Source organism: Devosia litorisediminis (assembly GCF_018334155.1).
Lineage (GTDB): Bacteria > Pseudomonadota > Alphaproteobacteria > Rhizobiales > Devosiaceae > Devosia > Devosia litorisediminis.
The window spans coordinates 1,732,793-1,745,387 of record NZ_JAGXTP010000001.1 but is presented as its reverse complement, the minus strand read 5'-3'; the positions used below and the strand labels follow the sequence as shown (position 1 = coordinate 1,745,387).

Here is a 12,595-nt window from a genome sequence, read left to right as displayed (position 1 = left end):
AGCCGCGTCCCTGAGGAGGATAGAACGTGTCTGGAGTTTCACTTACCGGTATCGTCAAGCGTTATGGCAGCCTCGAGGTGGTGCATGGCATCGACCTTGAAGTCGCGCCGCGCGAGTTCGTTGTGCTGGTCGGGCCATCCGGCTGCGGCAAGTCCACCACGCTGCGCATGATTGCTGGTCTCGAGGAGATTTCAGATGGCGATCTGACCATCGATGAGCGGCACGTGAACAGCGTTGCACCAAAGGATCGCGACGTCGCGATGGTGTTCCAGAACTACGCGCTCTACCCCCACCTTAACGTGGCTGAAAACATCGCATTTGGTCTGCGTATCCGGCGCGAGAAGAAGGAAGCGGTCGACGCGGCAATCAAGGAAGTCAGCACCATTCTTGGTCTGACGGAATACCTTGAGCGCCGGCCCGCAGATTTGTCCGGTGGACAGCGCCAGCGTGTCGCCATGGGGCGGGCCATCGTGCGGCGCCCCAAGGTTTTTCTGTTCGACGAACCGCTGTCGAACCTGGACGCCAAGCTGCGCACCCAGATGCGCGCCGAGATCAAGCGGCTGCACAAGCGTCTGGGCGCCACCAGCATTTATGTCACCCATGATCAGGTCGAAGCCATGACCCTGGCCGACCGCATCGTCATCATGAACGAGGGCAATATCGAGCAGGTTGGCTCGCCCATGGAACTGTTCCGCAACCCCGCCAACGTGTTTGTCGCAGCCTTCCTGGGTTCGCCGCCGATGAATCTGATCAAGGCCACGATCGTGGAGGCGGGCGACAAGCCTGTCGCCGAAGTGGGCGGCCAGAAAATCACCTTGGCGCCGCTCCCAGACCTGGCCGACAGCGTCGGGCGCGAAGTCGTGCTGGGCATCCGTCCCGAATATGTGACCATTGTCGATGACAATGCACCCGGCATCCTGCGCATTGCGGTTGAGCTTGTCGAAACCCTGGGTTCCGAGGCGTTGATCCACGCCTCTTTTGCCGGCGAGCCCTTCGTCATCCGCGCCGAGACCATGGGGCAGCGTGAGATCAACGAGACTGTCCCCGGCTTCACCATTGAGCCCCATCTGATCCGCGTGTTCGATGCCGCCACAGGTCTGGCGCTGGCCGGGCAGGATCACGCGCCATGAGCATCGACCCACAGGTTCAAGGCACCAAGACCGAAACGCTTGTGGTTGAGGCGCGCGAAGCGCAGCGCCGTCGCCGTCCGGGCAGGGTGCAGCGCATTGGCGATCATATCCGGCGGGAATGGCAGCTCTATGCCATGCTGATCCCCACCATCCTGTGGCTGATCATCTTTCTCTATAAGCCGATGTACGGCCTGCAGATCGCGTTCAAGGATTACAGCGTCTTCCGCGGTGTTGCGGCCAGTCCCTGGGTCTGGTTCGAGCACTTCGAGACACTGTTCAGCAATGACCAGTTCATCCGGGCACTCAAGAACACCGTTATCATCAGCTTTTACAGCCTGCTGTTTGGCTTTCCCGTGCCGATCATTCTGGCCGTGATGTTCAACGAAGTTCTGCACCAGACCTTCAAGAAGACCCTGCAGACGGTGGTTTACCTGCCGCACTTCATCTCCTCGGTGATCATTGCCGGCATCGTCATAACGGCCTTCGCGCCATCAGCGGGCATCGTCAACACCGTGCTGGGTTGGTTCGGCGTCAGCTCGGTCTACTTCCTGACCAAGCCCGAATGGTTCCGGCCGATTTTTGTGGGCACCACCATCTGGCAGGAGGCCGGCTTCCAGTCGATCGTCTATCTGGCCGCCATCGCCGGGGTTTCGCCGACCCTCTACGAGAGCGCCGTGGTCGATGGTGCGTCCCGCTGGCAGATGATCTGGAAGATCACCATCCCCTCGATCATGCCCACCATCATCATCATGCTGATTATCCGCATCGGCAACATGCTCGAAGTCTCCTTCGAGATGATCATCCTGCTTTACCAGCCGGCGACCTACGAGACTGCCGACGTGGTCAACACCTTCATCTACCGCCAGGGCATTCAGGGCGGACAGTACGATCTCGCTGCCGCCGCCGGCCTGTTCAATGCCGTTGTCGCCTTCGTCCTGGTGATGACCGCCAACACCATCTCAAAACGCTACTCACGCACGTCGCTCTGGTGATCGGAGACAAGCCATGACCAACATGAATCTGTACTCGCGCGGCGACAAGCTCTTCGTCATCCTGAACATGGTGCTGATCACCATCTTCGCGCTGTCGGCCCTGTATCCGTTCATCTACATCACCTCGCTGTCGCTGAGCACCGGCTTTGAGGCACGGGCGGGCAATGTGATCCTGACGCCAGTCGGTTTCACGCTCGAAGCTTACAAGCGTGTGCTGTCCGAGCCCGAGTTCTGGACCTCGTACAAGAACACCTTCATCTACACGATCGGCGGCACGCTGATGAGCCTGGTGTTCATCATCCCCGGTGCCTACGCCCTGTCGCGGCCGCAGCTATGGGGTCGGCGGTTCTGGAACCTGATGGTGGCCTTCACCATGTGGTTCAACGCCGGCATGATCCCGTTCTTTCTGAACATGCGCGATCTGGGACTGCTCGACAGCTATTTCGGCATCATCATCGGTTTTGCGGTCAACGGCTTCAACATCATCCTGCTGCGCAACTTCTTTGAAGGTATCCCGCAGAGCTTTGAAGAAGCGGCCCGGATGGACGGTGCCAACGAGTTTCAGGTTCTCTGGAAGGTCTACATGCCACTGAGCAAACCGGCCATCGCTACGGTCGCACTGTTCTGCATCGTCTCACGCTGGAACGGCTTCTTCTGGGCAATGATCCTGCTTCAGGACCAGGACAAGATTCCGCTGCAGGTCTATCTGCGCCACGTCATCGTCGAGCTGTCCGACGATGAAGCTTTCGCCAACACGCTGCTGACCTCGGCCTATTCGTTCGAGACCGTCAGTGCGGCGATCATCGTCTGCTCGATCATCCCGATCCTGCTCATCTACCCCTTCCTCCAGAAATACTTCAGCAAGGGCATCCTGCTGGGCGGAGTGAAGGAATGACCCAACGTCGCATCAAGGAGGAAAACATGCGAACTCTACCCGTGACTTTGTCGCTGCTCATGCTCGGATCGACCGCGCTGACCGCCCCCGCGCTGGCCCAGGATCTGCGGATCGTCGAAGATCCGCTCGAACTGACCATCCACATGCACTGGCCGCGTGCCCAGGGCTATGGTGTGGGGGGCGATACGACCCAGATATATCCTGTCGAACTGGCCGCTCGCGAGATGACCGGCATTTCGCTGGTCGACCAGACCGCCGGCAAGAATACCACTGACGCTGCCGAAGCGATGAACCTGCTGCTGGCTCAAGGCAACATGCCCGACATCGTCGGTGGCAACCTGATCCAGCAACCCGTCAATCAGTACGGCCCGGAAGGCGCCTTCCTGCCGCTCAACGATCTGGTCAAGGAGCATGCCCCCCATATCCAGGCTTTCTGGGATAGCCACCCCGGCCTGATGGAAGCCATTTCTGCCTATGACGGCAACTACTACTACATCCCTTACCTGCCTGACGGTGAGTTTGGCCGGGCCTGGTACATTCGTCAGGATTGGCTCGACAAGCTGGGGCTGGAGCAGCCCCAGACCGTAGACGAATATCACGACGTCCTCGTTGCCTTCCGCGATCAGGATCCCAACGGCAACGGCAAGAAGGATGAGATTCCCTATTTCGCCCGCCAGTGGGAAGAAGTGAACCGCCTGCTCACGCTGTGGGATGCCCGCTCATCGGGCTCGGACACCTATCACGATTTCTACGTCAACGGTGATGGCAAGCTCGTCCATCCCTACGCGCAGGAAGCCTATCGGGTTGGCCTTGGCCATATCGCCGACTGGTATGCTGAAGGCCTGATCGACGCGGAAATCTTTACCCGCGGTTCCTCCTCGCGCGACTACCTGCTGTCCGAAAATCTTGGTGGCTCGACCCATGACTGGTTCGCCTCGACCTCGGGCTACAATGCCGCTCTGGCCGACAAGATCGACGGCTTCAACTTCATTCCTTTCCTGCCCCCGGCTTCGGCTGCAGGTGTGCGGATGGAAGAGCACCGTCGCATCCCGATCAAGCCTGATGGCTGGGCCATCAGCTACATGAACGAGCATCCGATCGAGACCATCAAGTACTTCGATTTCTTCTTCACTGAAGAGGGACGCAATCTGTCCAACTTCGGCGTCGAAGGCGAGACCTGGAACATGATCGACGGCCAGCCGGTCTATACCGACGCCGTGCTCAACAGCGATAGCCCGGTCAACAGCCAGATGTATCTGGTTGGGGCGCAGATCTATCGCGGCTACTGGCAGGATTACCGCTACGAGGACCAGTGGACCTCCGAAGCTGCCCGCGAAGGTATTGCGCTTTACCAGGCAAATGATCTGCTGATCGACCAGTTCCTGGGCGTCGCCTTCAATCAGGAAGAGCAGGCGGTCTACGACAAGTACTGGCCCTCGCTGCGCACCTACATGCTTGAGCGCCAGCAGGCCTGGATCCTGGGCAGCGGCGACGTCGATGCCGACTGGGATGACTACATCGCGACCCTCAACCGCATGGGCTACGACCAGGTGATTGAGGTCATGAACTCGGCCTATGCACGCCAATACGGCGGCTAGCAGCGGCCGTCCCGGCTCGCCATCCTCCCAGGTGGCGAGCCGGTCCTCTTTTCCATTTGCAAGGACACTGTGTCGATGAGCCCCGCCACGCCGCGTTCCCACGAAACCTATCTTGATCAACCGGCCGCGGCTGCGCTCACCACGCAATACTGGCCGGACCAGAAATCCGTGCTGACTGAAAATCCGCCACGCTTCAGCTGGCTACCCGTGGTCGATAGTGGCGCGCGCTACACTCTGCAGGTGTCGACCGATGAGCGTTTCCCCGCCAAGGCGACGCACGAGTTCAAACCCATTCCGCTGAACTTCTTCACGCCAGACGCCGCGTTGGAGCCGGGCCACTATTTCTGGCGTTACGCGACTTGCAACGCCGATAGCGGCGCCCTTGATTCCGACTGGAGCACGGTCCGCCAGTTCGATCTGGGCGCGGATCTGCCCGAGACGCCGCTGGCCGACCGCGCCACGCGCTATGCGCACTGCAATATGAGCCATCCCCGCTTGTGGCTGAACCCACAGAGCCTGCAGCAGTTTTCCCAGGCTGTATCCGACGACCCCGAACACGGCGCCTGGCAGCGCTTCTTCGACGCTTCGGTGACGCCCTGGCTGGAGCGCGACATCATCGCCGAGCCGCCTCCCTATCCGAGCAATAAGCGCACGCCGGCCGTCTGGCGCGCCACCTATATCCAGTGTCAGGAACTGATCTATGCCATTCGCCATCTGGCGATTGGCGGCAAGGTCACCAGTGATCAGGCCATGCTGGATCGCGCCAAACAATGGCTGCTTGCCGTGGCCGCCTGGGACCCGGCTGGGACGACCTCGCGCACCTATACCGATGAGTGGGCGTTCCGGGTCACCGTTGCGCTGGCCTGGGGGTATGACTGGCTGCACGATCAGCTCAGCGAAGACGAGCGTACTACGGTGCGGCAGGCGCTGCTGACCCGCACGCGCGAAGTCGCTGAGCACGTCATGCGCCACGCCAATATCCACGTATTCCCCTATGACAGCCATGCCGTGCGCTCGCTCTCGGCTGTGCTGGTACCTGCCTGTATCGCCCTGCTGGGCGAGGAACCCGAGGCCGAAGACTGGCTCAACTACACGGTCGAATTTCTCTCCACGCTCTATTCGCCCTGGGGCGACAGCGACGGTGGCTGGGCCGAAGGTCCACATTACTGGATGACCGGCATGGCCTATCTGATCGAGGCAGCCAATCTGCTGCGCTCGTTCATGGGTTTTGACCTCTACAAGCGCCCCTTCTTCCAGAAGACCGGCGACTTCCCGCTCTACACCAAGGCGCCTGACACACGGCGGGCCACCTTTGGCGACGACTCCACCATGGGTGATCTGCCCTGTCTCAAGATTGGCTACAATCTGCGCCAGTTCGCCGGCGTCACGGGCAATGGCGCCTATCAGTGGTTCTTCGAGGAGATCAACCGCAACGATCCCGGCACGGAGATGGAATTCTACAATTACGGCTGGTGGGATCTCAATTTCGATGAGCTGGTCTATCGCCACGACTTCCCGATGGTGCAAGCGGTCGCGCCGTCCGAGCAGGAAAAGCTGAAATGGTTCAGGGGCATTGGCTGGGCCGCCATTCAGCTGCGCGAGGATAATCCCGACGAGCACATCCATTTCGTGATGAAGAGCAGCCCCTATGGTTCGATCAGCCACAGCCATGGTGATCAGAACGCCTTCGTCATGGCGGCCTATGGCGAGGATCTGGCGATCCAGAGCGGCTATTACGTCGCCTTCAACAGCTCCATGCACAAGACCTGGCGCCGCCAGACCCGCTCCAAGAATGCCATTCTGATCAATGGTCAGGGCCAGTATGCCGGGGCCGACAAGTCAATTGCCCTGCGCTCGACCGGGCAGTTGACCCATGCCGAAGATCGCGGTGACCACATCTATATTCGCGGCGACGCGACCCCCGCCTATGCAACCTTGTCCCCCCAGGTCACCAGCGTCGCCCGCGAAGTCTACTTCATCCACGACTCCTATTTTCTGGTCGTCGACAGTGTCGACGCGTCCGAACCGGTCGCGCTGGACTGGCTGCTGCATGCCAACAGCAAGATGCAGGTGGGCACCGATACCTTCCGCTACAGCGGTGACAAGGCCGGGTTTTACGGCCAGTTCGTCTGGTCTTCGGCGGGCATGCCCAAGCTGGCGCAGGAAACCGGTTATGACGGTGTCGACCCCAGCGAAATCGAGGGTCTGCCTGTAAGCTCCCATATCAGGGCGAGCTTCGCGCCGTCGCGCCATCACCGCATCGCCACGCTGCTGGTTCCCTACAAATTGACCCAGCCCAAGCGGGTTTTCCACTTCCTGGATGACCAGGGATACAACGCCGACTTCTACTTCACCGATGAGGCGCAACGCACCTTCAAGGTGGTCGTCCAGAAGTCATTCGAAGCCTGAAATCATACGTCAACGTTAGGAATACGAGCATGAACATGGATGGAAAAATCGCCATCGTCACCGGCGGTGGTCGCGACATTGGCCGCGCCTGCGTGATGCGTCTGGCACAGGCCGGCGCCGCTGTTGCCATCAACTACTACAAGAGCGATGCAGGGGCGAAATCCGCCGTTGAGGAGATTATCGCTGCAGGCGGCCGGGCGTTTGCGCTGCAGGGTGACATGACAGTGCAGGCCGATGTCGACGCGCTTATCGCCCGCACGGTCAAGGAATTCGGCAAGATCGATATCCTTGCCCACATCACTGGCGGTATTCTGGCGCGCAAAACCATTGCAGAAATGGATGTCGAGCACTGGAACAATGTAATGGACCTCAACGTGACCTCGCTGCTGCGCGTGGTCAAAGCCTCGGCGCCGCATATGGGCGCTGGCAGCACGATCGTCACCATGGCGTCGCAGGCCGGGCGCGACGGGGCAGGGGGTGGCGCACTGGCTTATGGCGCATCCAAGGGCGCGGTCATGACCATGACGCGCGGCATGGCCAAGGAACTGGCCCCCGATATTCGGGTCAACTCGGTCTGTCCGGGCATGATCGACACCGACTTCCACAACATCTTCACCAAGCCTGAAGTCCGCACCAAGGTGGCTGCCGCCACCCCGCTCAAGCGCGAGGGAACCTCTGAAGAAGTAGCCAATCTCGTGGCCTTCCTGGCCTCCGACGAGTCTTCGTTCATGACGGGCGTTTGCGTCGACATCAATGGCGGCCAGGTGTTTTCCTGATCGTCCGCGAGCGCGCCGATCCCTCCTGCGCGCTCGCCCCCCAACCCCAAAACCACGTCACGGAAGAGGCGCGGCCCCTCTTCGCACGCTGCACTTTCAGGTGAACAGATGACTCCTAAGTTGAAGGTCTTGATTGCTGGCACGGGCTTCGCTGCACAGGGGCACGCTGACGCGTTTCGTGCCGCTGGCGCCGAAATTGTCGGCATTGTTGGCCGAACGGCGGGCGTGGTCTCCGAAGTCGCTGGCAAACTGGCCATCCCCTATTCGGGCACCAGTTGGCAGGAAGCGCTGAACGCCTGCCAGCCGGACATCGTTTCTATCGCCACGCCCGGCGGCGCTCATTACGAACCGATCAAACAGGCCATCGCCGCCGGGTGTCACGTTTTCAGCGACAAGCCGCTGACGGCCAGCGGTGAAACGGCGGTCGAGCTGTACCAGCTTGCTCAGCAGAACAACGTCAAAACCGCCTACGCCGCCAGCTTCCGCTATGCGCCCAGTGTCCTGCATGCCCGTCAACTGGTTGCCGCTGGCGCTATTGGCGAACCCACCGAAATTGAGTGCATCTCGCACTTCAATCTGGAGCGGGATATTCCCTTTGGCTGGTCGCATCGCCAGGAAGATGGCGGTGGTCGTCTCAACAACAATTTCACCCACACGCTCTCCATCGTGACATCCGTCGTCGGCGATAAGATCGTCTCGATCATCGGTGATGTGCGCGACGATCTGGGCAAGGCGCCCATTGTCGAGGGCGTGCACAATTTCGCAACGCGGCGAAATTTCATCCCGAAGGATATCACCGATCCCGCGCTGAGGTGGGGCCAGAGCAATGTAGAATGGTCTTATACCGTGATGGCAAAGGTGCTGAGCCCGCTGGCCGACAAGCCGGTATCGGTCCTGTTCAAACATGGCGGCCTGGTGCCACGCTTCCATGAAGATCACATCGTCTTCTACGGCACACAGGGGGCAATCTATATCAAGGGCCACTACGGCAGCGGCCAGCTCTACCTGTGGGGCGAGGACAAGCAGTGGCAGGAAATCGCGCTGCCCCAATCCATTGGCGATGCCGTGCCGAACGTCGACGGCGAAACCGAGCAGTGCTGGCACTATTTGGCCCGCGAATTTGTCAAAGACATCGGCGGCGAGACGGTCGAGCCTTATCCGACCTTCCGTGAAGGCAGTCAGTATCAGCAACTGATTGATCTGATCCGCAACAACGAGAACTGGACGGATGTGTCCCACCTGTCCTGATTTTGTGCCACCGCAACGGAGAGTGTCGCCATGAAGATTACCGGTGCCAAAGTGTTCGTCGGCGGTCCCGCCAAGAACTATGTCACGCTCAAGATCATCACCGACCAGGGCATCTACGGTCTGGGTGACGCTACTCTGAACAATCGCGAAACCCTGCCTGCTGCCTATCTTCAGGACTATCTGATCCCCAATCTGATCGGCATGGATCCGCGCAATAGCGAAGACATCTGGCAGTTTTTCTATCGCGGCGCCTATTTTCGCCGCGGCCCGATCGCCATGGCTGCTTTCGGCGCCATCGACATGGCGCTGTGGGACATCAAGGCCAAACTGGCCGGCATGCCGCTTTATCAGCTGTTTGGTGGCAAGAGCCGCGAAGGCGCGCTGGTCTATGCCCACGCTACGGGCGCCGATCTCGAAGACCTGATGGATTCCATCGCCTACTACGTCGAGCAGGGCTACAAGGCCGTCCGCGTTCAATGCGGCATTCCCGGCATGCCGACCACGGGCTACGGCGTCTCCGAGACCAAGGGGGACACCAGGAACTACATTACCGATTTCAGCGGTATCCGGCCCAAAGTGCAGATCTGGGACACCGATCGCTACATGCGCTATATGCCTGGTGCGCTGGCTCAGATCCGCGAGCGCTTCGGCCCGGACCTCAAGATATTGCACGACGTGCATCAGCGCCTGCTACCCCGTGAAGCCGCAGAATTTGCCAAGGCAGTCGAGCCGGTGAACCTGTTCTGGCTTGAAGACCCCACCCCGGCCGAGGATCAGGACGCGCTCAAACTGCTGCGCCAGCATTCCACCGTGCCTGTCGCCATCGGGGAAGTCTTCAATTCGATCTGGGACTGCAACAAGCTTATCGAGAATGAGTTGATCGACTTCATTCGTATTGCGGTTAGCTATGCGGGTGGCATCACCCACGTTAAGCGCATCGTCGACCTTGCCGGAATGCACCATGTGCGCACCGGCTTCCACGGCGCACCGAGTCATTCACCGCTCTGCATGGCGGCCCAGGCCCACCTCAATGCATGGGCGCCCAATTTCGGCATTCAGGAGTATCTCGTGCTCGGCACACCCGAATGCGACGCCTTGTTCCCCTCCGAACACCGCATGGAAAACGGCATGTTTCATGTCAGTGATGCCCCTGGTCTGGGTGTCGATTTCAATGAGCAGCAGGCTGAGCGCTACAGCTACAATCCCGGTAGCCATCCGGTCGTTCGCCTCGAAGACGGCACGCTCTGGAACTACTAGCGCGAATTTGCCTGATGGCTCGAGACACCCACATCGAGACCACAATCCTGATTGCCCAGACCCGCCAGCCGTCCACCAGCCCCAAGTTTTTTTGAGAGTCGAGATGTCCGATACGCCAGCAAGACCAAAACTTGTCTTTGCCATGAACCAGGGCCTGGTGCCGCGCATCTTTGGCGCCGAACAATGGGTCCGGCTGCAGGCCGTTGCCGATGTGCTCTCGCCGGTCTCCTATACCGACTTCAATACGCCGGAGGCTGCCGAACTCCTCAAGCAGGCCGAGATAATAGTGGGTGCCTGGGGCGCTCCAGCTCTGGACCAGGACCTTTTGGAAAAGGCGCCAAACCTGCGGCTGGTCGCCTATGCCGCCGCTTCGATACGCGCGATCACAACCCCCGCATTCTGGCGCGCCGGCATTCCCATTACCTCGGCGGTAGCGGCGATGGCCGTTCCCGTTGCTGAATTCACCTATGCGGCCATCATCATGACCGGCAAGGACGTCATCAACATCCGCGATATTAACCGCCAGCAGCGCGGCGCGCAGGGCTTTGGCTCGCGTATCGGACTGGATGTTTCCCATCTCGGCAATTACGGCCGTCGCATTGGTATTGTCGGGGCTTCCAGAATTGGGCGTCTGGTCATCGCGATGCTGGTTCGCTCGGGATATGCTGTGGCTGTGTACGATCCGTTCGCCAGCCCTGCCGATGTGGAGAAGATGGGCGCCCAGGCGATGGGGCTCGACCAATTGCTGGAATGGTCGCACACGGTTTCCCTGCACGCGCCCATTCTGCCTGAAACACGTCACATGATCGGCGCCCGCGAACTGGGTCTGATGCGCGACAATGCCGTCCTGATCAACACCGCCCGCGGCTGGCTGGTCGATCATGATGCCTTGCTTGCCGAGCTCCAGAGAGGTCGCATCCGGGCATGGATCGATACGCCCGATCCCGAGCCATTTCCGCCCGACAGCCCCTTTTATGACCTGCCCAATCTGGTGCTCACACCTCATATCGCTGGTACCATGGGCAATGAACTGCACAGTTTGGCAGAAGCTGCGATCAACGAGATTGAACGCTTTGTGGCGGGCCTGCCACCACTTGACCCGGTTCTGGAACAATCACTCGACAGGATAGCCTGATGGTGTTGGTCAATTGTTTTTCGACCCTGGGTTGCCCGCAACGCACCCTCAGACAGTCTATCGAGCTTGCGCAGGCCCACGACATTCCCATGGTCGAGGTGAGGACCCTGTCGGGCAGCAATGACCTGACTCAAAATCTTGCCAGCGAATTCGGCCAGCCCGCGGATTTGACAGCCTGTTTGGGCGATGCAGATATAAAAGTTCCGGTGATGGGTAGCTCCCACCGACTATTCGACGAGACCTTCGACTTTGCGCCGCTCCAGAATCTGGCACAATGGGCCGACGCCGCCGGGGTGCGTTTCCTGCGCGTCTTCGATGGCAAGGGTGAGACACTTGATAGCGAAATGCTCGACCTGGCCCAGGCGCGCTTCGAGCATTGGGAGGCTCTGCGCGCAGCGCAGGGTATCAAGGCGCAACTGCTGATCGAAACCCACGGCGTGCTCTGTGCCAACCAGGCGCTCGAAGCGTTCTGCAATCGCCTTCGGGATGCCCCGATTCTCTGGGATACCCATCACACCTGGGCTGCTGGAAACGCACTTGCGCAGACCCGCGAGATTATCGGTGCGCGACTGGCGCATCTGCACGTCAAGGACAGCCTGTTGCGCGCCGGCAAACGCCAATACGTGCTCCCCGGAACTGGTAGTTTTCCCGCTGCCGACCTGGCTAGGGTGCTGACCGAATTCCCGCCCGTATCAGCTGCCGTCAGCCTTGAATGGGAAAAACACTGGCACCCTGAAATCCCCGATCTTGAATCAGCTCTCACATACGCAAGGCCGTGGCTGTGAATGCCGCCCCACCCAAGGAGTGTACTGGGGACGCCACCCATTACCCGATGACGTCTTGGGGTGCGTCCCGGGGAACCGGTCGGGCTCTGGGTACTAATTCGCGTGGTCTGCTTTCGGGGGCGTCTGCCAGGGGTCGAGCGCGCAACAGATTTCAGCGAACCGGCACGGTTTCTGACGGGCGAGTTTCAGAAAATTCATCCTCCGTTAGCTGGGGTCTTGCATAAGGAGTTGCTGTCCAATAGGTACAGCCTTCGTGAGGCCACGTGGCGGAGTGGTTACGCAGCGGATTGCAAATCCGCGTACTCCGGTTCAATTCCGGACGTGGCCTCCAGTTTTCCCCAGCACATAGCACCCATGCGCCGCTCATTTT

10 protein-coding genes and 1 tRNA gene are annotated in these 12,595 nt (G+C 59.9%); all 11 read left to right on the top strand.

All coding sequences use genetic code 11. The features are described 5' to 3' along the window. The first annotated feature begins 26 nt into the window (after nt 1-26). Complete coding sequence (locus tag KD146_RS08310) at nt 27-1,130, top strand: ABC transporter ATP-binding protein (protein ID WP_212658226.1); 1,104 nt, start codon at nt 27-29, stop codon at nt 1,128-1,130. Next, nucleotides 1,127-2,122: an ABC transporter permease gene (locus KD146_RS08305; protein ID WP_212658225.1), complete on the top strand. Its 996-nt coding sequence runs from the start codon at nt 1,127-1,129 to the stop codon at nt 2,120-2,122. Before KD146_RS08310 ends, KD146_RS08305 begins: the two co-directional genes overlap by 4 nt. A 13-nt stretch (nt 2,123-2,135) precedes the next feature. Beyond that, a complete protein-coding gene (locus KD146_RS08300) occupies nt 2,136-3,017 on the top strand; it encodes a carbohydrate ABC transporter permease (RefSeq protein WP_212658224.1) in 882 nt (293 codons plus the stop codon). After that, nucleotides 3,014-4,615, top strand: coding sequence for a type 2 periplasmic-binding domain-containing protein (locus tag KD146_RS08295; RefSeq protein ID WP_249327616.1), 1,602 nt, complete (start codon nt 3,014-3,016; stop codon nt 4,613-4,615). The genes KD146_RS08300 and KD146_RS08295 overlap by 4 nt, the downstream gene beginning before the upstream one ends. Before the next feature lie 75 nt (nt 4,616-4,690). Further along, nucleotides 4,691-7,024, top strand: a complete 2,334-nt coding sequence (locus KD146_RS08290; protein WP_212658223.1) for a DUF4962 domain-containing protein — start codon at nt 4,691-4,693, stop codon at nt 7,022-7,024. 29 nt (nt 7,025-7,053) lie between these two features. Continuing rightward, nucleotides 7,054-7,800 (top strand): SDR family NAD(P)-dependent oxidoreductase, encoded by a 747-nt coding sequence (locus tag KD146_RS08285; protein WP_212658222.1) that lies wholly within the window; start codon nt 7,054-7,056, stop codon nt 7,798-7,800. Between the two features lie 108 nt (nt 7,801-7,908). Further along, nucleotides 7,909-9,048 (top strand): Gfo/Idh/MocA family protein, encoded by a 1,140-nt coding sequence (locus KD146_RS08280; RefSeq protein ID WP_212658221.1) that lies wholly within the window; start codon nt 7,909-7,911, stop codon nt 9,046-9,048. A gap of 30 nt (nt 9,049-9,078) precedes the next feature. Next, nucleotides 9,079-10,305, top strand: coding sequence for a D-mannonate dehydratase ManD (gene manD, locus KD146_RS08275; protein ID WP_212658220.1), 1,227 nt, complete (start codon nt 9,079-9,081; stop codon nt 10,303-10,305). A 103-nt stretch (nt 10,306-10,408) separates the two neighbouring features. After that, on the top strand, nt 10,409-11,440 hold the full coding sequence (locus tag KD146_RS08270) for a hydroxyacid dehydrogenase (protein ID WP_212658219.1): 1,032 nt from the start codon (nt 10,409-10,411) through the stop codon (nt 11,438-11,440). Beyond that, nucleotides 11,440-12,225, top strand: a complete 786-nt coding sequence (locus tag KD146_RS08265) for a sugar phosphate isomerase/epimerase family protein (protein WP_212658218.1) — start codon at nt 11,440-11,442, stop codon at nt 12,223-12,225. Before KD146_RS08270 ends, KD146_RS08265 begins: the two co-directional genes overlap by 1 nt. A 257-nt stretch (nt 12,226-12,482) precedes the next feature. Then, nucleotides 12,483-12,556 (top strand) — tRNA-Cys (locus KD146_RS08260). The last annotated feature ends 39 nt before the right edge of the window (nt 12,557-12,595 follow it).

Bases quoted from the DNA above. Each gene is read 5' to 3' on its own strand.
- KD146_RS08295 (WP_249327616.1), top strand. From the start codon at position 3,014: ATGACCCAACGTCGCATCAAGGAGGAAAACATGCGAACTCTACCCGTG.
- KD146_RS08285 (WP_212658222.1), top strand. From the start codon at position 7,054: ATGAACATGGATGGAAAAATCGCCATCGTCACCGGCGGTGGTCGCGAC.
- KD146_RS08290 (WP_212658223.1), top strand. From the start codon at position 4,691: ATGAGCCCCGCCACGCCGCGTTCCCACGAAACCTATCTTGATCAACCG.
- KD146_RS08305 (WP_212658225.1), top strand. From the start codon at position 1,127: ATGAGCATCGACCCACAGGTTCAAGGCACCAAGACCGAAACGCTTGTG.
- KD146_RS08280 (WP_212658221.1), top strand. From the start codon at position 7,909: ATGACTCCTAAGTTGAAGGTCTTGATTGCTGGCACGGGCTTCGCTGCA.
- manD (WP_212658220.1), top strand. From the start codon at position 9,079: ATGAAGATTACCGGTGCCAAAGTGTTCGTCGGCGGTCCCGCCAAGAAC.
- KD146_RS08270 (WP_212658219.1), top strand. From the start codon at position 10,409: ATGTCCGATACGCCAGCAAGACCAAAACTTGTCTTTGCCATGAACCAG.
- KD146_RS08300 (WP_212658224.1), top strand. From the start codon at position 2,136: ATGACCAACATGAATCTGTACTCGCGCGGCGACAAGCTCTTCGTCATC.
- KD146_RS08265 (WP_212658218.1), top strand. From the start codon at position 11,440: ATGGTGTTGGTCAATTGTTTTTCGACCCTGGGTTGCCCGCAACGCACC.